The sequence below is a fragment of the Saccharopolyspora pogona genome (assembly GCF_014697215.1).
Classification (GTDB): Bacteria; Actinomycetota; Actinomycetes; order Mycobacteriales; family Pseudonocardiaceae; genus Saccharopolyspora; species Saccharopolyspora hattusasensis.
In genome coordinates this window covers 641151-665380 of the sequence record NZ_CP031142.1, presented here as the reverse complement: position 1 = coordinate 665380, position 24230 = coordinate 641151, and the positions used below count along the sequence as shown (strand labels likewise).

Sequence of the window (24230 nt, the reverse complement as noted above, 5' to 3'; positions counted from 1 at the left end):
GCTTAGCGGTGCGGGTAGCGGAACCTCAAGGGCCGCATTCTGCAAGGACCGCTAACGCCGCTGCCGGCACAGCGCTCCGGCGACGGCGGCCTGCCCCAGGCTGATCCCTCCATCGTTGGCCGGGACCTGTGAATGCAGCAGGGCGCGGAACCCGCGTCGGTGCAGCATGGTCGTGACGCGCAGCAACAGCAGTGCGTTCTGGAAGACGCCGCCCGAGAGCGCCACCGCAGCGATCCCGGTGGATTCCCGCAGCCGATCGCAGACATCCACCACCGCCGCCGCGAGTCCGTTGTGGAATCGTGCGGCGATCACCGGTACCGGGGTCGCGGCCCGAAGGTCGGTCACGACCGAACGCACCAGGTCCGCGCCGCGCACCCGCAGCACGGGCCCGCCGCTGATCGACACCGGGTAACCGCCGGTTTCGGCGGTGTCGGCCAGCTGTTCGAGCTCGATGGCGGCTTGTCCTTCGTAGTTGATCGCGTCCCGCACCCCGAGGATCGCCGCCACGGCGTCGAACAGCCGCCCGGCGCTGGAGGTCGGCGGCGCGTGCCGGCGCTGCCGCAGCAATGCGGCGACTTCGGTCCAATTCGGGTTGCGCCGCAACACGTCGAGGTCCGCGGACTGGTGATCGACCTCCGCCAGGTAGGAGACGGCGGTCCGCCACGGCTGCTTGATCGCGGTTGTCCCGCCCGGCAGCGGCACCGGGTCCAGGTGTCCCAGCCGCCGGAAGCGGGCCAGGTCGGCGACCAGGAACTCCCCTCCCCAGATCGAGCCGTCGGTGCCGTACCCGGTCCCGTCGAACGCCACCCCGATCACCGGGCCGGTTTCGCCGTTGTCCGCCAGGCATGACGCGATGTGCGCGTGGTGGTGCTGCACGCCCACCAGTTCGACGCCGTCGAGCTCCGCGGCGAACTTCGTCGACAGGTACTCGGGGTGCAGGTCGTGGGCCACGACCTGCGGTTCGACGTCGAAGAGCCGTCGGAAATGCGCTATCCCGCCGGTGAAGGACCGCAGCGTCTCGTAGTTCTCCAGATCGCCGATGTGGTGGGAGACGAACACGTGCTCGTCCTTGGCAACTGCGAAGGTGTTCTTCAGCTCGGCCCCGCAAGCCAGCACCGGCTGCGGGAACGGCCACGGCAAGGTCACCGGTTCCGGTGCGTAGCCGCGAGAACGCCGGATCGGCATCTCCCGTCCGCTGACAACGCGGACCACGGAATCATCGGTGCGCATGTGGATGGGCCGGTCGTGCATCAGGAACGCATCGGCGATTTCGCCCAGCCGCTCCATCGCGTCGTCGTCGCGGTAGACGATCGGCTCGTCGGAGACGTTCCCGCTAGTGAGCACGATCGGCCGGGGAAACCCGCGGAGCAGCAGGTGGTGCAGCGGGGTGTACGGCAGCATGAGGCCCAGTTGACGGGTACCGGGCGCGATGCTCGGTGCGACCGCGGCGCCGGGCAGCCGGTCGAGCAGCACGATCGGCCGGCGACGCGAAGTGAGCAGCGCTTCTTCGAGGTCATCGATCGCGCACAGCGACCGCGCCTGCTCCACCGACGCCACCATGATCGCGAATGGCTTGTCCTCGCGGTGCTTCCGCTTGCGCAACGTGGCCGCCGCATCGTCATCGGTGGCGTCCACGGCCACGTGGTAACCGCCCAGTCCCTTCACGGCCAGCACCTCGCCGCGCGCCAGGGCCGCCACCGCTTCCGCCAGGGGATCGCCTCGGCGGGCCACGCCACCGCGATCGGTCAGCCGCAGCCGCGGCCCGCAGTCGGGGCAGCACACCGGCTGGGCGTGGAAGCGGCGGTTCGCCGGATCGCGGTACTCGGCTTCGCACTTGGCGCACAAGGCGAATCCCGACATCGTCGTGTTCGGCCGGTCGTACGGCACATCCCGGACGATGGTGAAGCGCGGCCCGCAGTTGGTGCAGTTGGTGAACGGATAGCCGAACCGCCGGTCACCGGGATCGGCGATCTCATCCGAGCAGTCGGCGCAGGTAGCGGTGTCGCTGGAGACGAGGGTCGCCCGCGGCCCGGCAGCATCGCTGTCGACGACGCGGAATCCCTCTTCAGCCACCGTCTCGGCGTCGGTGGCGGAGATCCGGGCGACCGCCGCCAGCGGCGGAGCCTGTTCCTGGAGCAGGGCCAGGAACCGCTGGACGACCGAATCAGCGCCCTCGACCTCGATGAACACGCCGTGCACGTCGTTGCCGACATGCCCGGCCAACCCCAGGCGGGTCGCCAACGAATAGACGAAGGGGCGGAAACCGACGCCCTGCACGATTCCCTCGACCCGAATCCGCTTCCGGACCAACTCACCCACCGACCCAGTCTCAGGCGAGTCGGCTGCCGGTGCATCCGCTATCCGATGGTCTTCCCGGCCGTAGTGGCGGGTTCAATCTTCACGTTCTCGTTGTCGCTGGGCGACTACATCGCGGTCAAGATCGTCGGTGGCACCAACCAGATGCTGGGCAACGTCGTCTACGACAACATCGGCGCGGCCAACAGGCTGCCGTTCGCCGCAACAGTCGCCACCGTCCCGGTCGTGATCATGCTCTGCTACCTGGCGGCCGTCCGCCGCACGGGTGCCCTCGACAACCTGTAAACAACTCGGCCCTGCTGGGTGCGCTCGTTCTCGGCCTGGCGGTGATCTACTTCCCGCTGCTGGTCGTGCTGCTCAACTCGGTCAACGCCGACACCACGTTCGCCTGGCCGCCCTCGGCGTTCACCCTGGAGTGGTGGCACCGGGCGCTCGGCAACCAGGGCGCCCTCGACGCGCTGGCGACGAGCGCGCTGGTCGGCGTGGTCTCGACCGCGATCGCGCTGGTGCTCGGCACGATGGCCGCATTCGCGCTGCAGCGATTCCGGTTCTTCCGCCGCGACCAGGTGTCGCTGCTGATCATCCTGCCCATCGCGTTGCCGGGAATCGTCACCGGCATCGCGCTCAACAACGCATTCCGCACCATCCTCGGCATCGACCTCGGCCTATTCACGGTCATCGTCGCGCACGCGACGTTCAGCATCGTGGTGGTGTTCAACAACGTCGTGGCCCGGCTGCGGCGGATGGGCGGCAACCTGGAGGAAGCGTCGATGGACCTCGGCGCCAACGGAATCACCACGTTCGGCCTGGTGACGTTCCCGATGCTGCGCTCGGCGCTGCTGGCCGGCAGGCTGCTGGCGTTCGCGCTGTCCTTCGACGAGATCATCGTCACCACCTTCACCCTCGGCACCGGGATGGAAACGCTGCCGATCTGGATCCTCAACAACCTGTTCCGCCCCAACCAGGCCCCCATCGTCAACGTCGTCGCGGCCGTGCTGATCGTGTTCTCGGATCCCAGCGCAGCGGGACGGCAGGGGTGACCGATCTGCTCACCTGGCGCGCAGGACCGCGACCGGGCAAGGCGCCCGGTTCACCACGGCGTGGCTGACCGAACCGAGCAGGCTCCGGCGAATGCGGCCCCGGCCGTGACTTCCGACCACCAGCAGCCCTGCCCCGCGCGCCTCGCGCAACAAGGCTTGCGCGGGCTTTTCCGGGGTGATCGTGCGCCGCACGTCGACGTCGGGGTACTGCTCGCCCCAGCCGGCCAGGGATTCGGCGACCGCTTCCTCGGCTTCGCCGCGCACCTCGCTCCACGGCAGCTCCCACTGCTTGACCCGGGCGAAGGGGTCCAGCGGCAGGTCGCTCCAGGCGTGCACGGCCACCAGGTCGCAGCCGTGCCGGGAGGCGAAGTCGTAGGCGAAGCCGATGGCCAGCTTGCTGGCGGACGACCCGTCGACACCGACCACCACAGGTGCCGTCCCTGGCTCCTCGACGCTGCCGCGGACTACCACGACCGGGGTGCCGGTGCGTCGCGTCAGCAGCTCCGCAGAGGTCGAGCCGAGGACCCCCATCTCCACCTCGATCCGCGGCCCACCGAGCACCAGCACCTCCGCGTCCTCGGCAATCTCGCTGAGCACCTCGGCCGGGTCCCCGAACGGCAGGTGGCTGCGCACCTCCAGCTCCGGGTCGAGCTCCCGGCAGGCCTCACCCAGCACGTCAAGCTCGCGCCGCAGGATCTGCTGCAGCGGTTCCAGCACACCGTCCTCGCCCGGCACCTCGATCGTGGTGTGCGCGTCGAACGGCCACGTGAGCACGTGCACCAGCAACAAGGGCCGACGCCGATCGGACGCCTCGCGCGCCGCCCAGCGAACCGCCCGGCGGGACGGCTCCGACAAATCGAATCCCACGATGACCGCCTTGCGCGCTCTCGCCGCCACCCGAAACGCCTCCCCTGCCATCGGTCGGTCGATGGTTTACATGATGGATCGGACCTCGACGCACGGCACTCGATCAGGGCACATCACTGGCGGTCGCCCAGGCCGCAATGAGGCCGTTGGACCCTCGTCCACGCTAAGCCGGCGACGGCATCGAACGACGGTGGATTCGCGCATCAGGTCGGGTATCCGAGGAGTGGTGCTAGTCCGACCACGGTCTAGGCGGTGTGGAGAACCGGAGTCCGCATGTCCACCACGAACATCGATCCCCGTCGCTACCGCGCGGTGCTGTTCGACATGGACGGGATGATCGCAGACACCGCCTCGGCGAGCGCGCTGCTGTTCGACGACGCGGTCCCGTTGGTCGCCGCGTTGCGCAGCCAAGGCGTCCGGACCGCGGTCATCTCCGCCAGCCGCAATTGCACCCAGGTCCTGGAACAGGCCGGAGCAGGACAGCTGTTCGACGTCCGGGTGGACGGTGTGCTCGCCGATGAGCTGGGGTTGCCCGGCAAGCCCGATCCCGCGGTGTTCCTCGAAGCCGCGCGTCGGCTCGACACGCCGCCCTGGGCGTCCGTGGTCGTCGAAGACGCCCAGGGCGGGTTGGAGGCCGCCAGAACGGGTGGTTTCGGCCTCATCATCGGGGTTGCCCGGACCGGCCCGCCGAGCCGGCTGCTGGAGGCCGGGGCCGACGTGGTCGTACCAGCGCTCACCGACGTTTCCGTCGCGGCGTCCAGCGAGCGGCGGCTGTCCGAGGTCCCCGACGGCCTCGGCCGCTGGGGCGAGATCGCCGACCGCCTCCGAGGTCACCGACCTGTGGTTCTGCTGGACTTCGACGGCACCCTCGCGCCGATCCGGAGCGACCCGACCAAGGTCACCATGCCGGTGAAGACGCGGGAGGTCCTGCAGCGGCTCGTCCTGCGCTGCCCGGTGGCGATCCTCAGCGGCCGAGACCTGCAGGACGTGCGCAGCAGGATCCGCATCGACGGCCTGTGGTGCGCGGGAAGCCACGGATTCGAGCTGGCCAGCCCGGGCGACGTGTCGATTGCACTGCCGGCCGGTGAGTCCGCGCTGCCCGATCTCGAAGAGGCCGAACGGCGGCTGTCCGATGAGCTGGAACTCGTCGCAGGCGCCCGGGTCGACCGGAAACACTTCGCCCTCGCGGTGCACTACCGCAACGTCGCGCCGGACGCCGTCGACCAAGTGATATCCACTGTGGACAGCGTCGGTCGCGCTTTCCCCGCGCTTCGCACGGCGCACGGCCGGCGAGTGGTCGAGTTGCTGCCGAACATCGACTGGAACAAGGGCCGGGCGCTGCGGTGGGTCCTGGACCGCATGGGCCTCTTGGGTCCCGACGTCGTTCCCGTCTTCGCCGGAGACGACTACACCGACGAAGACGCGCTGCGCGAGGTCCACGACGACGGGATCGGAATCGTGGTGCGCAGCGCAGAACACGGCGATCGCCTGACCTGGGCCCACTACTCCGTCGACGACCCGCTCTCGCTGACCGCGTTGCTCGCCCGCTTCGCGTCGTCACCGGGGAGCGCATGAACCCGTGGCAACTCGACTTCCGCGACTTCGACCCGGACGACGAAGGTCGCCGGGAGGCCTTGTGCACCTTGGGAAACGGGTACTTCGCCACCCGAGGAGCAGCGCCGGAGTCCCGCGCCGACGGGGTGCACTACCCCGGCACCTACGTCGCGGGCTGCTACGACCGGCTCACCACGACCATCGCCGGTCAGGAAGTGGAGAACGAGTCGCTGGTCAACATGCCGAACTGGCTGCCGCTGACCTTCCGCATCGACGAAGGCGCGTGGTTCGACCCGGTGCAGGTACAGCTGCTCGACCACGAGCAGGAACTCGACCTCGAACGCGGCATCCTGGTCCGCCGGTTGCGCTTCCGCGACGAGCGGGCGCGTACGACCAGGGTCGTGCAGCGCAGGTTCGTGCACATGTCCCGGCCGCACCTCGCCGGACTGGAAACCACCCTCGTCGCCGAAGACTGGTCGGGCCCGATGACGTTCCGCTGCGGCATCGACGGCCGGGTGACCAACTGCGGTGTCGAGCGCTACCGAGACCTCGCCGGAAGGCACCTCGTCGACCATCAGTCCTTCGAAGTCGCGCCGAACATCGCCGTCCTGTACGCGCGAACGTCCCAGTCCCGCATCCGCGTCGCCGAAGCCGCGCGGTTCCGGGTGTTCGTGGCGGGTGAGCTCCTTGACCCCGGCCCGTCCCTGGTCCGGCAGGACGACCTGATCGCCCACGACATCGCGCTGGACGTCGAGCAGAACGCCGAAGTGCGGGTGGAGAAGATCGTCTCGCTGCACACCTCGCTGGACCGCGCCGGCACCGAACCGGTCACCGAGGCCGTCGACGACGTGCGCGATGCCGCCGGGTTCGACGATCTGGCCCGATCACACAGCCTGGCGTGGGCGCACCTGCACGGAAAATTCCACTGTGGACTATCGAGGAGCGCGCCCGCGCGGCGGGCGGTGCACCTGCACCTGTTCCACCTGCTGCAGACCACCTCGCCGAACACCGTCGACCTCGACGCCGGTGTCCCCGCTCGCGGATTGCACGGCGAGGCCTACCGCGGCCACATCTTCTGGGACGAGCTGTTCGTGCTGCCGACCCTCGACCTGCGCCTCCCGCAGCTGGCCCGCGCCCTGCTGCTGTACCGCTACCGCCGGCTGCAACAGGCGCGGAAAGCCGCCCGCGACGCGGGCTTCTCCGGCGCGATGTTCCCCTGGCAAAGCGGCAGCAACGGCCGTGAGGAAACCCAACGCCTGCACCTCAACCCCCGCTCGGGCCGCTGGCTGCCCGACCACACGCACCTGCAGCGGCACATCGGGCTCGCCATCGCCCACAACGTCTGGCACTACCACCGAGCCAGCGGGGACGAGGAGTTCTTCGTCGACTTCGGCGCGGAGATGATCCTGGAGATCGCCCGGTTCTTCGGCTCGCTCACCCAGTACGACCGCAGCCGGGACCGCTACGTCATCCGCGGCGTCGTCGGCCCGGACGAGTACCACACCGCATACCCCGGGTGGGACCGGCCGGGAATCGACAACAACGCCTACACCAACATCATGACCGCCTGGCTGTGCCGGACCGCCGTGCACGTCCTCCGCGAACTGCCCGACCAGCGGCGCGGAGAACTCGTCGACGCGCTGGAGATCCGCCACGCCGAGATCGACCGCTGGAAGCGGATCTCGCAACGCATGTTCGTCCCGTTCCACGGCGACGGCATCATCAGCCAGTTCGACGGCTACGACCGGCTCGCCGAACTCGACTGGGACGCCTACCGGCAGCGCTACGGCGACATCCAGCGCCTGGACCGCATCCTGGAGGCTGAGAACGACGATCCGAACCGCTACCAGGCGTCCAAGCAGGCGGACGTGCTGATGTTGTTCTACCTGCTGTCGGCCGAAGAACTCGGGGAGATCCTGGGCAGGCTCGGCTACCCGATGCCCAGCATTCCCGGCAACATCGAGTACTACCTCAAGCGCACCAGCCACGGATCCACCCTCAGCGCCGTCGTGCACGCCTGGGTGCTGGCCCGCAGCCGGCGGCACCGAGCACTGGAGTTCTTCGACGACGTGCTGGCCAGCGACATCCACGACACCCAGCACGGCACCACCGCCGAAGGCATCCACCTCGCCGCCATGGCAGGCAGCATCGACCTCCTGCAACGCTGCTTCGCCGGTATCGAAATCCGCGACGGGGCACTGCACCTCAACCCGCTGTGGCCGAGCGAACTGGGGCCGCTGGAACTCTCCATCCGCTACCAGGGGCAGCCGGTCACCATCAAGGTCACCGGCCGCACCGCCACCATCCGCACCAGACCGGGGCGGAAGCGAGCCCCCATCACCTGCACCTGCGGCACCCGCACGGTCTGCCTGGGTCCAGGCGAAACCGCCCGCTTCTCGCTGGAACACCCCATCCGCGGCGCAGACCCGACGAGTTTCGCCTGATCCTGGCCGTCAGGCAGGCCCTTCGGCCGTAGTCCGTCGAGCCGGTCGCTGGTGCACTCGCACCACGGACGTCGTCCGCTCGCCGAGTCGTCATTGCCGGAGTCACCATGAGCGCGAACGAGAACGCCGGGAACTTAGCTCGACGCCAATTCCTGAAGCTCTCCGGCGCCGCCGGAGCCGCCGCGGTTCTGGTCGGTTCCGCTGCGGCGGCCGGGACGAACCTGCCCGCAGCCGGCGCCCAGACCGACCCGTGCGGCGCCTACGGCGACACCGGGATCAAACTCTGGGACCACGCCAAGGCATGCGGGGAAGCCCAGCGCGACCCCACGCACCACCCCATGCCCAGCTACTGCAAGGGGACGAACGCGTACGACGTCGTGCTCGACGGTGCGGACCCACCTGGAACCCACAACTTCTTGCTAGTTCCCACCAGTCGCCTCAAGGGCATCGAGTGTTCGAAGATCAGGTTCGGGAGAAATTTCTGGCAAGACGCGTGGGACCAAGCTCAACCAGGTGGAGTCGCCCCGGTGACCTACAGCGGCGGGCAAATCGGTCTGGGTATCAACGCGGCCCAGGACACGGCCGGCAAACCCGTTCGAGACCAGGACCAACTGCACATCCACATGGCCGGCATCTCGACGAAGGTGCTCGACCAGTTGAACAAGGCGGGCATCAAGAACGATGTGAACGGCTGGGCGGCATCGCGCGTGAAACTCGAGTTCAACGGCGACACGCGTTACTACCGAGCGCTCCAGGTCACGAACTTGAACCAGAACCTCTTCGCGCTCATGTTCGACAACGTTGCGCGCCCGACACGCGAAGACATCGCGATCCAGATGATGATCGTGACGCAAAGCCCGCACGGATTCTACGTGCTGACCAGCAATTCCGGCTTGACCGGCGCCGAACATGGAATCGGCGGGACGAGCAGTTGCGACCGCTTGCTCGTGTACACCTGATCGCGACGGCGGTGACATGGCCCGCACTTCAAGAGCCAGCTCTTCAGCGAGACCATCAACCCGTGGCAGTCCTACTTGTGGCCCGCCGGGCTCATCCCTACCCAGAGAGGAATCCCAGCGAGAAGCCTCGAATCCGCTTGCCGTGGAACAGCTTCCACTCAACGACGACCCGGCACCAGCCGACTACGCGGAGAAGGCCGTGCAGAAAGTGAGGATGAACCTGGCTCCGCCGTCGTCGGCGTTGGCGGCAGTGGCCCGGCCGCCGTTGCGGCGGGTCAGGGCCGCTGTGATCGCCAGGCCCAGGCCGGTGCCTCCGGCAGTGCGGGCGTTGTCGGCTCGGGTGAAGCGGTCGAATGCCCGGGGCAGGAATGCCGGGTCGATTCCGGGGCCGTGGTCGCGGACTTCGATGGTCACCGCGACGTCGGCGGTTCCAGTCGCGCGGACGGTGATGGGCGGGGCTCCGTGCTGGAGGGCGTTGTCGAGCAGGTTGCACACAGCCCGGTCGAGGTCGTTGCGGTTGGCCAGAACGGCCACGCCGGGCTCGCATTCCAAGGTGATCTCATGCCCGCCGGGGGCGTTGCGGTACCGGTCCACGGTGGTTCCAAGCAGCCCGTGCAGTTCCACGGTGCCGCGTCGAACCGGGCCGGCGCACTCGTCGGCGCGGGCGAGCAGGAGGAGGTCTTGAGCCAACCGGGAAAGGCGTTCAGTCTCCTCCAGGGCGGAGCGCAGCGCTGCTTTGAGCTCGTCGGTGGTGCGCGGTCGTTGGAGGGCGAGTTCGAGTTCCGTGGTCAGCAGGCTCAGCGGGGTGCGCATTTCGTGGCTGGCGTCGGCGACGAACCGTCGCTCGCGGGCCAGCGCCTCGTGCAGGCGGTCGAGCATGTCGTTGAGGGTTGTACCCAGCCGGGAGATCTCATCGCGGCTTGTCGACAGGGGTAGCCGTTGCTCGGGGTCTTCGGCGGTGATCGTGGCGGCTCGCGCACGCATGCGTTCCACGGGCCACAGCGACCCCAAGGCCAGCAGGTAGGCCCCGACGGCAGCGGCCACCAGTACCAGCGGCAGGAAAACCGCCAATTCCCCTGCCAAATCCGCGACGGCCGCGTCCCGATCGGCGAGGCTCACCGCCGCCACCGCGACCCGCGAGTCGCCGGCAGCTGGGGCGGCAGCGATCCGAACCGGTCCGCGCAACGATCCGGCGTTGGGGCGCTCGGTGAGCAGCGGGCCTCGCTGAGCCGTGGCCAGCTCGGAAGGGCTCAGGAGCACGTGATCTGCCGCCTCGCGCGAGCTGGCGACGATCCGCCCGCCTTCCAGGACCTGGGCGGCCGAACCCGGGGCGTTCGGCAACGTAGGCGAGGTGGTTTCGGCCGCGGCCTGGACGTCGCGCAGCTGGTACCGCAGAGCCTCCGTGATCGATTCGTCGAGGGATGATCGCGTATTCGCCACGGTGCCGGCTCCAGCGCCAGCGAGGACCACGGCCATCGTCAGCGTGAACGCGGCTGTCAGCCGCCACCGGATCGGCCAGCGCCTGATCATCATCGCCTCGCGCGCTGACGGCCGCCATCGGCACGCAACCGGTAGCCGGCTCCGCGCACCGTTTCCAGCGAGACGACGCCGAAGCGCCGGTCGATCTTCTCGCGCAGGGCTCGGATGTGGACATCGACCACGTTGGAGCGCGACTCGTAGGCGAAGTCCCAGCAGTGCTCCAGCAGCACCTCGCGGGTCAGGACCATGCCGGGCTGCCGGAGGAACGCCTCCAGCAGCGCGTACTCCTTGGCGGTCAGCCCCACCTCGCAACCGCCTCGCCAGCACCGTCGACTGGCGGGTTCCACGCGCAGGTCACCCGCGGTGAGGACGGTGGGCCGCGGCGAAGGGCCTCTCCGGGTCAGCGCCCGCAGCCGAGCGAACAACTCCCGCAAGTGGAACGGCTTCGTGAGATAGTCATCGGCCCCGCTGTCGAGCCCGGTGATGCGGTCGCCGACAGCGTCACGCGCGGTGAGCATCAGCACCGGCACCCACATGCCCTCGTCGCGCAGCCGCCGGCACACCTCGAACCCGGACAGCCCCGGCAGCATCACGTCCAGGACCACGGCGTCGTAGCTGCGGCTCACCGCCGCGCCGTAGCCCTCCGGGCCATCGGCGGCGACATCGACCGCGTAGCCTTCCTCGACCAGCCCTCGGCACAGTAGCCCCGCCATCTTCGGCTCGTCCTCGACGACCAGCACCCGCACGTCGCCCACCCCCTGGGTCCGGCCCTGTCGGGCCTGGCGGGGATTCGGCTTCATCTGTACTTCATGTCCACCCGATACCTCTGGACACGCGACCACGGTCGCACAGACCCCGCGGAGGAGGAATCCCCCGCGAGCGAAGACCAGAATGCGCAGACCGGAATGGGGACGATGATGCCGAGCACCGGCCGAACACTTCCTCATCGCGCTGCGATTCCCGTCGCGGCGCTACTACTCGCGGCGCTGGCCGGATGCGGAGGCGCACCGACCACCGGCGGCCAGACCGGGCAACATGCCGGCCCTGCCCAGCATCAACCGATCGTCACAACGGATGCGGACTGGAAGGGAGTGTCCGATGCGTTGGGCCGCACCGGCAAGCTCAGCGACAACAACACCGTTTACCGCGTGGCCCTCACCCGCTCGGACCTGAGCGTCGTCTCTTCAGGCGTCGCGATCAAGCCCGGGCTGTCCCTGGGCGGTTACGCCACCTTCACCAGGTACGACGACACCACGATGCTCACGGGCGACCTCGTGGCCACCGAGACGGAACTGCCCAAGGTCACCGATGCCTTGCAGGCACGCGGAATCGAGCAAACAGCGCTGCACAAACACCTGCTGGAGCAGTCGCCACCGGTGTGGTGGGCCCACATCCACGGCATGGGCGACCCCGCACACCTCGCCCAGGGCGTGCGAGCAGCGCTGGACGCCACCGCGATCCCACCCGCTGCCGCTGCACCGGCTCAGCAGCCTGCGATCGATTTGGACACTGCCGGGATCGACAACGCCCTGGGACGCAAGGGAAGCGCTGACGGAGGTATCTACAAGTTCACCATCGCCCGCAACGACGCCGTCCAGGACAGCGGGCACGTCGTCCCGCCGGGCACCGGGGTCAACACCGCGCTGAACTTCCAGCCCGTGGGCGGCGGTAGGGCCGCGATCAACGGTGACTTCGTCGTGACCGCTCCCGAAGTCCAGAACGTGATCCAGGCGCTTCGCAGGGGCGGAATCACCGTGGTCGAACTGCACAACCACAGCCTGACCGACGAGCCCCGGCTGTTCTACATGCATTTCTGGGCCGTCGACAACGCCGTGGCACTCGCCAAAGCACTGCGGACGGCAGTCGACGCCACCAACGCCAAGCCGGCACAGTAGGCCACTGCGGCGAAGGTGGTCCGATTCGCCAGGGAGGCTGCAATGCGAGCAGCTCACGGCGCCCCACGGCGGCGCGCACGTTGGACGCTGTCGTCGACCGGGGTCTTCGTCGCGGCGTTGGTGGTAGCACTGGCCGCGGCCTGTTCACCGCCACCACCACCGCCACCGCCGACGGCGGTTGCCCTGCCGCTGCGTGCCGTGGGCGAGGTGCAGCTACCCGGGAGCAGCTCGCGATTCGACTACGCCAGCCTGGATTCGGAACGCGGACTGCTCTTCGCGGCGCATCTCGGAGCCGGTGAGGTCGTCGAGGTCGACGTTCGCGCGCACCGTGTGGTGCGTGTGATCCCGAACGTGCCGCAAGTGCACGGTGTGCTCGTCGTTCCCGCGCTTCACCGGGTGTACGCCACGGCAACCGGCAGCAACGCGATGGTCACGATCGACGAGGAAACCGGTCAGGTGATCAACCAGACCCCGACCGGCGCGTACCCCGACGGCTTGGCGTTCGACCCGCGCAGAAACGCCGTGTGGACCACCGACGAACGCGGTGGTTCGGAGACCGTCATCGACGCCTCCAGCGGCACCGCACGAGGCACCGTCGCTCTGGGCGGGGAGGTCGGCAACGTCGCATACGACCCGGTCGCAGATCAGATGCTGGTGGACGTCCAAGCCCACGACGAGCTGGCCATCATCGACCCCACCAAGCTCACCGTCACCAGAACGATCCCGCTGCACGGCTGCGACCACGACCACGGGCTGGCGCTGGCCCCACCGCAACGACTGGCGTTCGCAGCCTGCGACGGCAACGACGAGCTGCTGACCGTCGACATCGACACCGGTGCGGTCGCCGCGACCACACCGGTCGGCCACCAACCCGACGTCCTCGCCTACGACCCGAGCGCGCAGCGGCTGTACGTTGCAGCCGAAAGCGGCTGGCTGACGGTGCTGGACCAGCACGACCACGAGCTGGAGGTGAGGGGCTCGGGCCATCTCGCCGACAACGCGCACGTGGTCACCGTGGACCCCACCACACACCGCAGCTATTTTCCCGTGCCCAGCGGAACCAGCGGCCACCCGGCCCTGCTGGAACGAGAACCCGTCGGCTGACCAGGACATCGCGGTGCGCCGCTGCGGCGGTGCTGCGCAGCTTCGCCGAACCCGTGCAAGGGTCATTCGCCTTCTGTTGCGGTATCGGCGTGGCGCCGCAGTTCGGCGTCCACGATGGAAGCCTTCGCCCCCTGCTCACCAGGAGTCGGTTTCCTGATGTCTGCTTGCTGCTGCGGTCCCTCGGCCGGTTCGGAGGAATGTTCCCGTGGTGTCTGCTTTTCCTGCGTCATGACATCCGCCTCCGGACATGATGCAACGATCGGATGACGGAGCATCCGTCCCCTCTTCATTCCCCCGTGGCCGGTAAGGCAAACATCGGAGATCGCGTGCAGCCGGCGCGCCCGCGACCGCGCTGGTCCGGCGGGACGAGGGCGCACATGGCGGCGGGCACTGTCCACTGTGAACAACACGAACCCCGTTGTTCACAGCACCAAAACGAAACCCAGCAAAGCCCTCCACGGTCTGGTGGAACTTGACGGTTCCGGTTCCATCCGCTCGCACCACGAGGCGAGCACGCGGAGGGCTTCCTCGGGTTGCAACTGCCGGCGGCTGGGCGACGATGGAGTCGTCCTCGCCAGATGCCGAGGAGGGCATGGTGAGCTTCGAGCAGACGATCAGCACCAGGGCCGAGGTGCTCCGGGAACTCGCGGCCTTCCCGCTGGTGGAAGCGCTCTTCGGCCGCCGCTCGCGGCGCTTCGCCCTAGGCGACGAGATCCCCGATGGCCCGCTTGCCTACCGGTCCAAGCACGAGCCGCTTCCGCTCACAGAGCTCGAACAGATGCTCGTGCTGAGCGCGATGGGCGGGACGACGGGTTGGCACTACTCGATCACCCGTCACGCCCGCTACGCGCCGCACGTCTCGAACTACGCCGGTGCGGCCGCCGGACGCACCTTCCCCTCCGCGGCCGGGTTCCACACCTCCGAACTGTTCTTCACCGACGACTCCGGGCTCTACTTCTTCCCGACCCGCGACGCGGGCGCGCTCGTCGACCCGGCGGCCGAAGAGCTCACGCCCGAGCTGATGGTCGAGCGCCACCGCGAGCGCCTGCACCGGCTCTCCCCCGGGAGGCTCTACCTCCCCGCGGAGGAGCCCTACCTCGAGGGGCACAACACCTGGTGCGCCAACGTTCCCGGCTCGCTGCTGGTAATTCCGGTGGCCGACATCGCCCAGCACCTGATCGCAGTACTGTGCTTCTTCGCCCAGAACGGCTACGCGATCTACGACGACGTCAACGACCGCAAGCTCCCCGGACTGGAGAAGTTCAGCGGCCTGGTCGACGTCGAGGAGCCGTTCCCGCTCACCTTCAGCGAGCAGTACGCGCTCACCGAGGCCACCGCGGAGGTCGCCACCGCCTGCTACGCAGGCGTGCTCATGCTCCAGGCCATGGGGCTCGGCGGTTGGATGTTCGACGGTATCGACCGCTTCTCGATGCTCGGCGCCTCCGGCAATCCCGACGTACCCGGCCTCGGCTTCCGCTACGACGAGGACGAACGCTGGTCGACCCCCAACCCCACCGGCCGGGAAGGGGTCTTCGAGGCGTACTGCCCACCGCACTACCCCGACATGGCGGCCGCGGTGGAGGCATTCGCCCAACGCAAGTTCGGGCCCGGCGGCCCGTTCCACCGCGACACCCCGGGCGCCTGGACCGACACATCCGGATTTCGCGGAAGCGCACTGGTCCACGACGACGAGTTCAAGGCGTGCGTCGCGCTCCAGGCCCAGTACGTCCTCGACGTCTTCGGGAAGTTCCCCGCAACCGTGCCGACGGTGTTCATCCTGAACTACGTCCAGGCGCACCACCTCGACCTCGACTTCTACGACCACTTCTTCAAATCCGGGGCGTACCTTCGCACACACGCCACGCACATGCAGAAGTGGCACGGTCGCGGAGAGGGCCTGGGAAGCCCCCATCCGCGCCCGTGATCTCGACATCCGGACCGCTACACCGCCGATGGGCCTTGCGGGTGCGGAATGCAGATCGTCTGTCCAATCTGGATGATGTTCGGGTTGGCGATGTGGTTGTAGTACCCCAGGCGCTGCCATTTCACGTGGTTCCGCTCGCCGATCTCGGAGAGCGTGTCCCCATCCTGCACGGTGTAGGTCTTGCACACGTTCGAGCTCGTCGACAGGCGCAGAGCTTGACCGGGGAAGATGAGGTTCGCGTTCTCTATGTTGTTAATGCGCTGGAGTTCCTGCCAAGGGACGTGGAACCATTCGCCGATCTCGGAGAGCGTGTCGCCCTTCTGCACCGTGTAAGTGTTGCAGTTCGTCATTGCTCAGCCTCCTCGTGGTCAGCTGCGCGCTCGGCGCACAGACATCCCGTGTCCATGTAAGGCGCCGCCCGGGTGCTGTGGCAATGAACAGCGGGATCCATTGAGGATCCATCCGCCCACGAACATGACCGGTGCGCCGCGCGAGCCGGGCATTGCTCAGCGTGTTAGCAACGGTTCGGCCGCATCGATGCTTTTCCGCACGTCGTTCAGGAATTTCTCGTCGTTGCCGGCCAACGCCCTCCCGCCATCGGCGAGGCCTCGCTGCAGCAACTCCATGTAGTTGTAGGCCTCGGCGAGCTGAAGGAACGCGTCATCCGCCATGCGGCCCGCCAAGACCGGACAGTAGACCGACCACGACTGAGCCCAAGCCTTGTCATTCCAGCCCAACGGCCATTCCCGGGTTTCCAGTGCTACGACCACCGCAGTGCGCGCGTCTTTGAGCTGGGACCGCACGAGCTTGCTCGCCGCTCGGGCAGCGTTGCACTCCCTGCGCAGGTCGAGCACGAAATCGACGAGGCCGGTCAAGAACCCGCCGACGATGACCCCCACGAGCCCGAAGATCGCCGCAGTCAACGTGATCCACCCCTTCGAGGGCGAGCACCGACCGGTTGTTCTTCGCCGCGATGAATCCCGACATGAGTTCGTTGCGGAAGACGGTCTCGCGCCAGTGACTGCCGCGAGTGCCGGCTCCGCCTGTGTTCTCCACCGGGACAGCCCGCGGTTGACCGTCACGCAACCGGCCGTATTCCCGCATTGCGACCCGGCCGGTGAATGTGGGGTTGTCGCTGTCCTCGTCGGCAAGCAGTTCGTTGCGTGACCACAGCAGGCCGCCGACGCCGACCACGTGGCCCATCTCGTGGGTGATCACGTCATCGAGCGTGCCCGCTTCTTCCATCTTCGCCGGGTCAGCCGTGTCGAACGACATCGCCCCCTTCGCGGGCAGGAGCGCCGAAGCGCCTGCGCCGGCCGTCCGGAGGTGCGTCGGGCCGGCCTGACCAAGGATCCTGCCGGGACCGTCGATGTTCACGCCTTGAGCGAGGATGAGGACGTCGTCGATGACGTCACCATCGATTTCGACCTCCGGCAGATCACCCACGATGACGCGGACCCACCGGTCCGCGGCCTGGGTGAACGCGGCCTGTTGCACCTCGGTCAGCCCGCCGAGGAACCGGACCTCGATGGTGAACGGGGACTCGGTTGCGGCAATCGCCTTCGCTTGACCCGCATCGGCACGGGCGGTGTAAACCGTGCGAGTACGTGTCGCGCTTTTCGCCATGGCAAACACATCCTCCGCGAATAGGAAAGCCGACAATGATCTGGAATATTCCCTTCCAGTCCAGATGCGTTTCGAACATGCACCGCTCCGCATGCTCGCGCAACAGCCGAAGGTCCTGAATCCTCGGCCCGGAATCCGTTGCAGGACAATGCTTATCCCGTTCCATCTACCGCAGATCTAGCGGTCGGCGAACGAGGACCAAATGCCATACCCGCGACAGTCCTCGGCACGGTAACGTGAACTTGAGCCGGGCGTGCGATGCCCGGTGACCAGCTGGAAGCGGAACTGCTTCTTGGCCGAGTGCCGGTGGCGGCGCCGGGGTGTTCACAATGATCGAGCTCATCATCGTTGCCGCGACGAGGTTCTACCGGGAGGGGTTGGCCCTTGCCCTGCAAAACGTCGACGGATTCGCGGTCCTCTCCACCCTTGCGCGGCCGGAGGAACTGGAACCCGATCTGACCGCACGCAAGCACCCGGTGGTACTGCTTGACATCGCCGACTTGCCGGACGGTCCCAGTGCCGCGATCTCCTTGCTGGCAGGGAATCCCGGGCTGCGGATCATCACCTTGGGCGTGTCCGACCAGGAATATGACATTCTTGCTTATGCCGAGTTGGGCGCGGCCGGTTACCTGACACGGGAACATTCGATCTCCGAACTGATTCGGACGATAAGCAGCGTTGCCAATGGGGAGTTGCGCTGCTCGCCGCGCGTTGCCGCTGCCCTGTGCCGCAGGGTGGCCGAGCTGTCCGCGGAGGTGCAGCCCAGTCCGGACGCGGGGGTCCTGAGTCGCAGGGAAGTGCAAGTCGCCGTGCTGCTGGAGCAGGGATTGTCCAATCAGGAGATCTCCCGTCGGTTGTGCATCGCCTTGGCGACGGTGAAGAACCACGTGCACAACATCCTGGACAAGCTGGGATTGCAGGGCCGTGCCGCGGCCGCTGCCTGGGCCCGGCAGCAACGCTTGGACCACTCCGTCCTTGTCCGTTCCACACTGCACCAGGCCCTCCCGCGCAATAACAGACCGCACTCCAACTGCCGCCCGGATTAGCCCGCGGGAGGTAATTCCATGGCGCGGCTGGTTACCGTCGGATCACGGATGTTGGCTGATACCAGGGGGAATGATGTCCGGGCACGATGTCGTAGCAGGAGCACTGCGTCACGAACGCGATCTGCCACGGATCGAGGAAGAGTTGTACGAGGACAACGCGGCTGTCGTCCGCAAGGTCGCGCCCGGGCGCTCGCACTACATGACGAAGCCATTCGTTGGTGCCGAGCCGGGCGAGCTGCCACGGCTGGAGGCCGAGTCACGCGGTCACCTGGAGGAGTTGGTCCCGGCCGGGCGCACCGTTGTCCGGAAGCTGCTGCGCGATGGTGCCCGCGCCGACGTCGACGCGGACGAGCGCGCAGCCCTGGAGGCGATCGTCCTGCTCATGGCCAGGCCCGCGCTCCTGGTGCAGGACGGTCGGTTCTTTCCGGCGCCACAACCCTGGACCGACGAACTCGAACAGCACCGGGCCGCCATCGAGGACGTCCTGCCCCGCGTCGGACGGATCGAGGTCGAGGGGCATCCGGACATCGATTGGGTGGGGACCGGTTGGTTGGCGGCAGCGGACGTCGTGATGACCAACCGGCACGTCGCTACCGAGTTCGCCAGCAACGACGGTCGCGCGTGGTCGTTCGCCCCCGGCATAACGGGACGGGTGGACTACAACGAGGAACTGTCGGCTTCGCAGCCCCGAGAGCTGCAGCTGACCGAGATCATCGGCATGCACGACGCAGTCGACCTCGCCTTGCTGCGGTGCGCGCCGGACGGCCCTGGCGGAGCGCCTCGCATGGATCCCCTGCCCATCGCCCGCGCCCCCGGTGTTCGCAGCGGGACCAAGGTGTACGTCGTCGGTTATCCGGCCGCCGACTCCAGGCGCAACGATCCGGAGGAGATGCAGCGGATCTTCGCCGGCGTCTACAACGTCAAGCGACTGCAGCCGGGCGAGGTTCGTTCCGCATCGGGCAGCGTCATCCACGACTGCTCGACCCTCGGCGGCAATTCGGGATCGTGCCTGCTCGACCTCGAAACCTCGATGGTCATCGGCCTGCACTTCGGGGGTCGATACCTCCAGGGCAACGAGGCGGTGCCGCTGTGGCGGCTTACGGGAGACCCGCTCCTCCAGCGGGCCGGGGTGGAATTTTCCTGAGGAGCACCCGACGAGTCGACCGCGACACGAAAGGCCGGATCATGCGACACAAGCTGTCCGTTCCGCTCAACATCACGGTAGAAGTGGGGGAATCGACCGCCGCTGGAATCGCTCAGGTCGAGTACCTCGATGGCACGCCGCTCGAAATCTCCCGCCCCAGCTCCTACTACGAGGGCTACACCGGGTACGACCCGGAATTCCTCGGGCCCGAATTACCGCTGCCGGAACTATCCGATGAACAGCGCCGCAACGCCGCGACGACCAACAACGTCCCGCCTGGCGGAGATCCCACCGTCCTCCCTTACACGCACTTCAGCATCGTCGTGAACCGGCGCCGACAACTCGCTTACTACACAGCGGTGAACATCGACGGCAGCAGAAGCGTCGATTTCCAGCGGCTGGCGGACAAGTGGTACTTCGACTCCCGCATCGCGGAATCGGAGCAGATCGGCGAGGCCCTCTACCGGCGCAACGCGCTGGACCGGGGGCACCTCGTCCGGCGGCTCGATCCGGTCTGGGGAGACGACCTGGCACGAGCCAACGACGACACGTTCCACTTCACGAACTGCGCGCCGCAGCACGAGAAGTTCAACCAGGGGAAAGAGCTCTGGCAGGGTCTCGAGAACTTCATCCTCGAGAACGCCGACCTCACCGACAAGAAGATGACCGTGTTCACCGGTCCGGTCATGGCCGATGACGACCCGCTGTACAAGGGCGTCCGGCTCCCGCTGGCGTTCTGGAAGGTCGTCGGCTACTGCAAACCCGCTGGTGCGCTGCGCATTTCCGCGTACCTGCTCGAGCAAACGCAACTCATCGAAGACATGCTCCCCTTCGAAGCCGTTTTCGATGCCGGAACGTACCGCGTCTCGCTGGAACAACTGCGAGAACGCGCGGGTCTTGATTTCCAGTACCTCGAACCGCACGAGACCCCCTTGACATCCGACGGGCTCGAAGCGCGGGTGGACCGGGTGCCCTTGAAGGACGACTACTCGAACTTGGTGCTCTAGAGTCTTTCCAAACTCCGCCCCACCGCGATCATTTCCAAAACAGCCTCTCTGGCGGCTCGAGCGGCGGACGCCGACTGGTTCGCCGGTGGGTGGACCGCCTGGATCCTATTTGGATCGGTGTGCTCATTGCTGCCGCATGCGCGCCACCGGCTTACTGGTCGTGCCCGCCCGAAATTCCGGCGAACGGGCAGCTGTGCAGCGAGAGTGGAGGAACCCATGCGGTACCGCCCGATCGATCGAGATCCAGATGACCAGCGTCTGGGGCGTTTCCTCCCCGACGATTGGCGCCACGTCGAGCAATACCCGTTGACCGCCGCGAGCCGCCCCGCAGAGGTACCGGTGGTGATCGGCATCAACTGGTACACCGAATTCGACCGCCCCCAAGCGGCCCAGGACGGTGTTCCGTTCGTGGCCCGGGAGGGGGCGAAGTCGCTGACCAGGATTCGGGGCGGGCACGCCGTGTGCCTGGAACCCGGCGGAGAACCCGACCGCGAAGAGTGGTGGAAGTTCTACAACCAGGGCAGCGAGGGAGCCTGCGTCGGATTCGCCTGGACCCGGTGCATGACGATCCTCAACGACGAGTTGTACACGGCCTGGTGGTTGTGGGATCGGGGCAAGGAGCGCGATCAGTGGCCCGAGACCAACCCGGGCGATTCCAACGGGACGTCCTGCCGCGCCGCGGCCGAGGTCTTGGCATCGGCAGGGCACGTCGACTGGGAGAACTCCTACGCCAACGACGACAACACCGAGCGCGCCCGCTACGTCGCCGACGCGGCCGACGGCATCAAGGTGTTCCGCTGGGCAGCATCGGTTGATGACGTGCATGCTGTGCTCGGCAACGCTCGCGCGGACGAGCTGGGCGCCCTGCCGATCCTGAACTCCTGGGGCACCGACTACCCGCACCGGGTGTGGATGCCGGACGAGGTCCTGGATCGGCTGATGCGGGAAGACGGAGAAATAGCCGTACCGACCGACCGCTAGCCGGGCCCAGCCCTTGCCAGCGATGAGCCGCGTCTTGAACCTGCTGGATCCTCTTTGGTCCCTGCGGAACCGTCTCTTCGTGGTGGGAGCGCTGCGACCTGGGGAGGAGAGATGGAGTCACATCTCGGCGATGTGCCGTACTGGGAGGTCGAGTTCGATGCAGCGGGCGTGCTCCGCCAGGGTGGAAACCTGCCCGAGACCACCGCGGGGCTGCGCGAGCTCTTCGTCTTCAGCCATGGCTGGAACAGCTCCTTCGACGGGGCACGTGACCTGTACACGGCGATGTTCGGACTCATCGCGGGGACGCTCTCGGCCGAGCAGCGGGCGAATACGGCGTTCGTCGGCGTGCTGTGGCCCGCACTGCTGTTCCCCGAGGACGCCCCGGCAGACACCGGCCCGCCGGTCCCGCGGTCGTCGGCGACGCAGGACCTAGGAGCTCTGGCGTCCCCACAACCCACCGGGGAGACGTCCACCGGTGCCGGCCTCGCGAAGGCGCTCTCGCCTGCTTTCCCGAACCAGGAGGAGCGGCTGGAGGAGATAGGCCAGCTGCTCGACCGGCAGCCGCAGGACCGGGACCGGCTCTTGGAGTTCCTCCGCCTGGCGAGAGGACTCGTGACCACTTCCAGCAACGCCCCGGAGGACGCGGGCGAAGCAGCGGTGCTCAGCGCACCACCGGGACGGGTGTTCGACGCGATGGCGGCCCTCGCACCCGTCGACGGCGGAAGTGAGCGGGCGCTCAACCCGTTCGGGCGGATGTGGCGGGGAGCGCGAGAGGCGTTGCGGGTACTCAGCTATTACGAGATGAAGGAACGCGCCGGGGTGGTCGGCCGCGACGGCCTCGGCCCCCTGCTCGGACAGGTGGCGCACACCATCCCCGGCGTGCGCGTGCATCTCCTCGGCCACAGCTTCGGCGCCCGGCTCGTTTCGTTCGCCCTCAGCGGGCTCCCGCCTGAGCTGCGTGGCGCGAACAGCCCGGTCAAATCCCTTTACCTGCTGCAGGGCGCTTTCAGCCACTTCGCGTTCGCACCGCGAGCTCCGGTGCGCGACGGCGCCGGTGTGCTGGCCGATTGCGTCGACCGGGTCGACGGCCCGCTCGTGTGCACGTTCAGCGAGGCCGACCGCGCAGTCGCCTGGTGGTATCCCAACGCCAGCAGGCTGGCGTGGCAGGACGCCGAGTTGGTGGACCGGATCAACTACCGCTGGGGAGCGATGGGCTACGACGGTTACCAGCAGAGCGGAGCCCAGACCGTCAAGATGGCCCAGCAGGGCACGGACTACGGGTTCCAGCCGGGCGTGCTCTACCGTCTCGACGCCAACGACGTCATCAACCGGAACTTGTCCTGGTTCGCCCAGGCCCACTCCGACATCCGGCATCCGGAGGTGGCGTGGGCCGCGGTCTCGGCCGCTCGATCGCTGCGCAGGTGAGAGCCGTGAACGCCCCGCGAAACGTTTCGCGACGAGACTCCGGTTGGCGATGGCCTTGGGGGTTCAGGGCACTCGCCCGCATAGACGAGCTGAGGGCATTCGTGGACTGGACGGAGAACTGCTCCGCGCCGAGCGAGCTGTGCACCGAGAAGTTGGCGGCCCATGCCCGCGACCACCTCGAGTGCGCTCACAGCGATGTCCTCGGCACTCGGTGGCCGCGCCGGGCGCACGGGGTGGACAGCACGCTCGCCCACATCCACGCGGCCCACGTCCTTGTGCTCCAGATGGTTTCGCTCGAAGATCTCCACAGCATGCTGGCCGACCTCCTCATGCTGATCGAGGCGAGCCTGCCGCCCGAGGACAGGCGCCGATTGGCCGTCGAGCGGATCTTCAAGAGCTCCGAGGGCGGCAGAATCACCCAGTCGCAGCGACAGACCGTGATCGACGCAGTGCGCGAGGCGTACCGGGCTCAGGAGCGCGAGGTCGTCCGCGAGCGCAGTTTTTCCCAACTGGTGTGGTGTTGGACCATCGGACTGCTGGGCATAGCTGTCACGATCGCGATCTTCAGCGCCCTCATTCCGACGCTGCTGCCGATCTGCTTCGGGCCCACCCCCAACGTGCCGTCAGCACAGGTTATCGAGCCACCTCGCGGACTGATAGTCGTGTGTCCGCTCGGCCAACACCCGTTCACCGGAAATATGGACCTGAGCTCGGGGTTGGCCGCGTCGAGTGGCGACTACGCAGTCGTCGAAACCGTCGGGTTCGTTGCGGCGGCGGTGACCGCTGCCGCAGCGCTGCACCAGCTCAGGGGCAAACCGACCGCGTCCAATGTGCCGCTAGCGCTAGCGTGCCTCAAGCTCCCGACAGGTGCCTTGACCGCCGTGCTCGGGCTCCTTCTCATGCGCGGCGAATTCGTACCCGGTTTGACGTCCCTCGATTCATCGGCGCAGATCATCGGCTGGGCCGTCATCTTCGGAGCTGCACAACACCTGTTCACAAAGGTCGTCGACGCCCGAGGCCAAGAAGTCATGGAGGCGGCGCCAAGTCCGCAACCCGCGCCGGCGCCCCAAGGGGCACCGGCGCAACGAGAATCTCTCCACGGCCGAGCGTGACGCCAACGCCTGCGTCGACTCCCGTTGTGTTCCGCCTCTGGGCAAGGGGTTTCGCGACAGCCGCTCGGACGCCCGGTCGAAGCCCAGGCCATGCCCGGCAGGGCGGCGGTGATCGCGACGACGCCGATGGTCGCCGCGCGTCGGCGGAGGCGGGACACCCGCATCGATGTCTCCTTGCTGCGTCCGGGAATTGGTCAGCAGCAACACGTCCGGCCGGCCCCCGCGGTTGCCCGCGCCTACCGCACATACACGTTCGGCCGAATGATCGGCCGGAGACGCCCGTCCCTGGTGATGTCCAGCAACAACG

At 67.6% G+C, this 24230-nt stretch carries 21 protein-coding genes and 1 pseudogene; 14 read left to right on the top strand and 8 right to left on the bottom strand.

What is annotated here, in order from left to right:
- Positions 1 to 51 precede the first annotated feature (51 nt).
- Complete coding sequence (gene hypF, locus DL519_RS02520) at positions 52 to 2319, bottom strand: carbamoyltransferase HypF (RefSeq protein WP_190812708.1); 2268 nt, start codon at positions 2317 to 2319, stop codon at positions 52 to 54.
- A gap of 42 nt (positions 2320 to 2361) precedes the next feature.
- Between hypF and DL519_RS02515 the strand changes: the two are divergent.
- Together DL519_RS02515 and DL519_RS02510 are read left to right on the top strand one after the other, a co-directional pair.
- Positions 2362 to 2601 (top strand): annotated as a pseudogene (locus DL519_RS02515) (ABC transporter permease); the annotation flags it as partial.
- A gap of 11 nt (positions 2602 to 2612) precedes the next feature.
- A complete protein-coding gene (locus tag DL519_RS02510; protein WP_190823716.1) occupies positions 2613 to 3356 on the top strand; it encodes an ABC transporter permease in 744 nt (247 codons plus the stop codon).
- 9 nt (positions 3357 to 3365) lie between these two features.
- Here DL519_RS02510 and DL519_RS02505 read toward each other — a convergent pair whose 3' ends face one another.
- Positions 3366 to 4223 carry a universal stress protein gene (locus tag DL519_RS02505; RefSeq protein WP_263399559.1) on the bottom strand — a complete coding sequence of 286 codons (858 nt, stop codon included), beginning with the start codon at positions 4221 to 4223 and terminating at the stop codon, positions 3366 to 3368.
- Between the two features lie 273 nt (positions 4224 to 4496).
- Here DL519_RS02505 and otsB point away from each other — a divergent pair, with 273 nt between their 5' ends.
- From otsB to DL519_RS02490, 3 genes are all read left to right on the top strand, one after another.
- Positions 4497 to 5798 carry a trehalose-phosphatase gene (gene otsB / locus DL519_RS02500; protein WP_190812706.1) on the top strand — a complete coding sequence of 434 codons (1302 nt, stop codon included), beginning with the start codon at positions 4497 to 4499 and terminating at the stop codon, positions 5796 to 5798.
- Positions 5795 to 8221: a glycoside hydrolase family 65 protein gene (locus DL519_RS02495; RefSeq protein ID WP_190812705.1), complete on the top strand. Its 2427-nt coding sequence runs from the start codon at positions 5795 to 5797 to the stop codon at positions 8219 to 8221. The genes otsB and DL519_RS02495 overlap by 4 nt, the downstream gene beginning before the upstream one ends.
- A 107-nt stretch (positions 8222 to 8328) precedes the next feature.
- The gene (locus DL519_RS02490; RefSeq protein WP_190812704.1) at positions 8329 to 9180 is read left to right on the top strand and encodes a CDP-diacylglycerol diphosphatase; all 852 of its coding nucleotides are present in this window, start codon (positions 8329 to 8331) and stop codon (positions 9178 to 9180) included.
- Between the two features lie 183 nt (positions 9181 to 9363).
- On the opposite strand, the gene DL519_RS02485 is transcribed toward DL519_RS02490, so the two are convergent.
- Positions 9364 to 10713: an ATP-binding protein gene (locus tag DL519_RS02485; protein ID WP_190812703.1), complete on the bottom strand. Its 1350-nt coding sequence runs from the start codon at positions 10711 to 10713 to the stop codon at positions 9364 to 9366.
- Positions 10710 to 11405, bottom strand: coding sequence for a response regulator transcription factor (locus DL519_RS02480; RefSeq protein WP_223840191.1), 696 nt, complete (start codon positions 11403 to 11405; stop codon positions 10710 to 10712). The genes DL519_RS02485 and DL519_RS02480 overlap by 4 nt, the downstream gene beginning before the upstream one ends.
- 345 nt (positions 11406 to 11750) lie before the next feature.
- Between DL519_RS02480 and DL519_RS02475 the strand changes: the two genes are divergently transcribed.
- A complete protein-coding gene (locus tag DL519_RS02475) occupies positions 11751 to 12554 on the top strand; it encodes a DUF1259 domain-containing protein (RefSeq protein ID WP_223838369.1) in 804 nt (267 codons plus the stop codon).
- A 42-nt stretch (positions 12555 to 12596) separates the two neighbouring features.
- Positions 12597 to 13658, top strand: a complete 1062-nt coding sequence (locus DL519_RS02470; RefSeq protein ID WP_223838368.1) for a YncE family protein — start codon at positions 12597 to 12599, stop codon at positions 13656 to 13658.
- A gap of 62 nt (positions 13659 to 13720) precedes the next feature.
- Here the strand turns inward: DL519_RS02470 and DL519_RS02465 are convergent, their stop codons facing one another.
- On the bottom strand, positions 13721 to 13888 hold the full coding sequence (locus DL519_RS02465) for a hypothetical protein (protein WP_190812701.1): 168 nt from the start codon (positions 13886 to 13888) through the stop codon (positions 13721 to 13723).
- Positions 13889 to 14250: 362 nt separating this feature from the next.
- Here DL519_RS02465 and DL519_RS02460 point away from each other — a divergent pair, with 362 nt between their 5' ends.
- On the top strand, positions 14251 to 15582 hold the full coding sequence (locus tag DL519_RS02460) for a hypothetical protein (RefSeq protein WP_190823713.1): 1332 nt from the start codon (positions 14251 to 14253) through the stop codon (positions 15580 to 15582).
- Positions 15583 to 15599: 17 nt separating this feature from the next.
- Here the strand turns inward: DL519_RS02460 and DL519_RS02455 are convergent, their stop codons facing one another.
- From DL519_RS02455 to DL519_RS02445, 3 genes are all read right to left on the bottom strand, one after another.
- Positions 15600 to 15932 (bottom strand): LysM peptidoglycan-binding domain-containing protein, encoded by a 333-nt coding sequence (locus DL519_RS02455; protein WP_223838367.1) that lies wholly within the window; start codon positions 15930 to 15932, stop codon positions 15600 to 15602.
- 156 nt (positions 15933 to 16088) lie between these two features.
- Positions 16089 to 16253: a hypothetical protein gene (locus tag DL519_RS02450; RefSeq protein WP_190812700.1), complete on the bottom strand. Its 165-nt coding sequence runs from the start codon at positions 16251 to 16253 to the stop codon at positions 16089 to 16091.
- A gap of 52 nt (positions 16254 to 16305) precedes the next feature.
- The gene (locus DL519_RS02445) at positions 16306 to 17208 is read right to left on the bottom strand and encodes a leishmanolysin-related zinc metalloendopeptidase (RefSeq protein ID WP_190812699.1); all 903 of its coding nucleotides are present in this window, start codon (positions 17206 to 17208) and stop codon (positions 16306 to 16308) included.
- Positions 17209 to 17537: 329 nt separating this feature from the next.
- Between DL519_RS02445 and DL519_RS02440 the strand changes: the two genes are divergently transcribed.
- The 6 genes from DL519_RS02440 to DL519_RS02415 all read left to right on the top strand — a co-directional run bounded on the left by DL519_RS02440 (position 17538) and on the right by DL519_RS02415 (position 23923).
- Positions 17538 to 18254 (top strand): LuxR C-terminal-related transcriptional regulator, encoded by a 717-nt coding sequence (locus DL519_RS02440; protein ID WP_190812698.1) that lies wholly within the window; start codon positions 17538 to 17540, stop codon positions 18252 to 18254.
- 142 nt (positions 18255 to 18396) lie between these two features.
- Complete coding sequence (locus DL519_RS02435; protein ID WP_223838366.1) at positions 18397 to 19398, top strand: trypsin-like serine peptidase; 1002 nt, start codon at positions 18397 to 18399, stop codon at positions 19396 to 19398.
- A gap of 41 nt (positions 19399 to 19439) precedes the next feature.
- Positions 19440 to 20405: a DNA/RNA non-specific endonuclease gene (locus DL519_RS02430; RefSeq protein WP_190812697.1), complete on the top strand. Its 966-nt coding sequence runs from the start codon at positions 19440 to 19442 to the stop codon at positions 20403 to 20405.
- A gap of 216 nt (positions 20406 to 20621) precedes the next feature.
- Positions 20622 to 21386 (top strand): hypothetical protein, encoded by a 765-nt coding sequence (locus DL519_RS02425; protein ID WP_190812696.1) that lies wholly within the window; start codon positions 20622 to 20624, stop codon positions 21384 to 21386.
- A 111-nt stretch (positions 21387 to 21497) separates the two neighbouring features.
- The gene (locus tag DL519_RS02420; RefSeq protein ID WP_190812695.1) at positions 21498 to 22811 is read left to right on the top strand and encodes a serine/threonine protein kinase; all 1314 of its coding nucleotides are present in this window, start codon (positions 21498 to 21500) and stop codon (positions 22809 to 22811) included.
- A gap of 101 nt (positions 22812 to 22912) precedes the next feature.
- Positions 22913 to 23923: a hypothetical protein gene (locus tag DL519_RS02415; protein WP_223838365.1), complete on the top strand. Its 1011-nt coding sequence runs from the start codon at positions 22913 to 22915 to the stop codon at positions 23921 to 23923.
- The last annotated feature ends 307 nt before the right edge of the window (positions 23924 to 24230 follow it).

Excerpts from the sequence above, each read along its gene's own strand:
- otsB (WP_190812706.1), top strand. The coding sequence starts at position 4,497 with ATGTCCACCACGAACATCGATCCCCGTCGCTACCGCGCGGTGCTGTTC.
- DL519_RS02495 (WP_190812705.1), top strand. The coding sequence starts at position 5,795 with ATGAACCCGTGGCAACTCGACTTCCGCGACTTCGACCCGGACGACGAA.
- DL519_RS02490 (WP_190812704.1), top strand. The coding sequence starts at position 8,329 with ATGAGCGCGAACGAGAACGCCGGGAACTTAGCTCGACGCCAATTCCTG.
- DL519_RS02485 (WP_190812703.1), bottom strand. The coding sequence starts at position 10,713 with ATGATGATCAGGCGCTGGCCGATCCGGTGGCGGCTGACAGCCGCGTTC.
- DL519_RS02470 (WP_223838368.1), top strand. The coding sequence starts at position 12,597 with ATGCGAGCAGCTCACGGCGCCCCACGGCGGCGCGCACGTTGGACGCTG.
- DL519_RS02465 (WP_190812701.1), bottom strand. The coding sequence starts at position 13,888 with ATGACGCAGGAAAAGCAGACACCACGGGAACATTCCTCCGAACCGGCC.
- DL519_RS02460 (WP_190823713.1), top strand. The coding sequence starts at position 14,251 with ATGGTGAGCTTCGAGCAGACGATCAGCACCAGGGCCGAGGTGCTCCGG.
- DL519_RS02455 (WP_223838367.1), bottom strand. The coding sequence starts at position 15,932 with ATGACGAACTGCAACACTTACACGGTGCAGAAGGGCGACACGCTCTCC.
- DL519_RS02450 (WP_190812700.1), bottom strand. The coding sequence starts at position 16,253 with ATGGCGGATGACGCGTTCCTTCAGCTCGCCGAGGCCTACAACTACATG.
- DL519_RS02445 (WP_190812699.1), bottom strand. The coding sequence starts at position 17,208 with ATGGCGAAAAGCGCGACACGTACTCGCACGGTTTACACCGCCCGTGCC.
- DL519_RS02440 (WP_190812698.1), top strand. The coding sequence starts at position 17,538 with ATGATCGAGCTCATCATCGTTGCCGCGACGAGGTTCTACCGGGAGGGG.
- DL519_RS02430 (WP_190812697.1), top strand. The coding sequence starts at position 19,440 with ATGCGACACAAGCTGTCCGTTCCGCTCAACATCACGGTAGAAGTGGGG.
- DL519_RS02425 (WP_190812696.1), top strand. The coding sequence starts at position 20,622 with ATGCGGTACCGCCCGATCGATCGAGATCCAGATGACCAGCGTCTGGGG.
- DL519_RS02420 (WP_190812695.1), top strand. The coding sequence starts at position 21,498 with ATGGAGTCACATCTCGGCGATGTGCCGTACTGGGAGGTCGAGTTCGAT.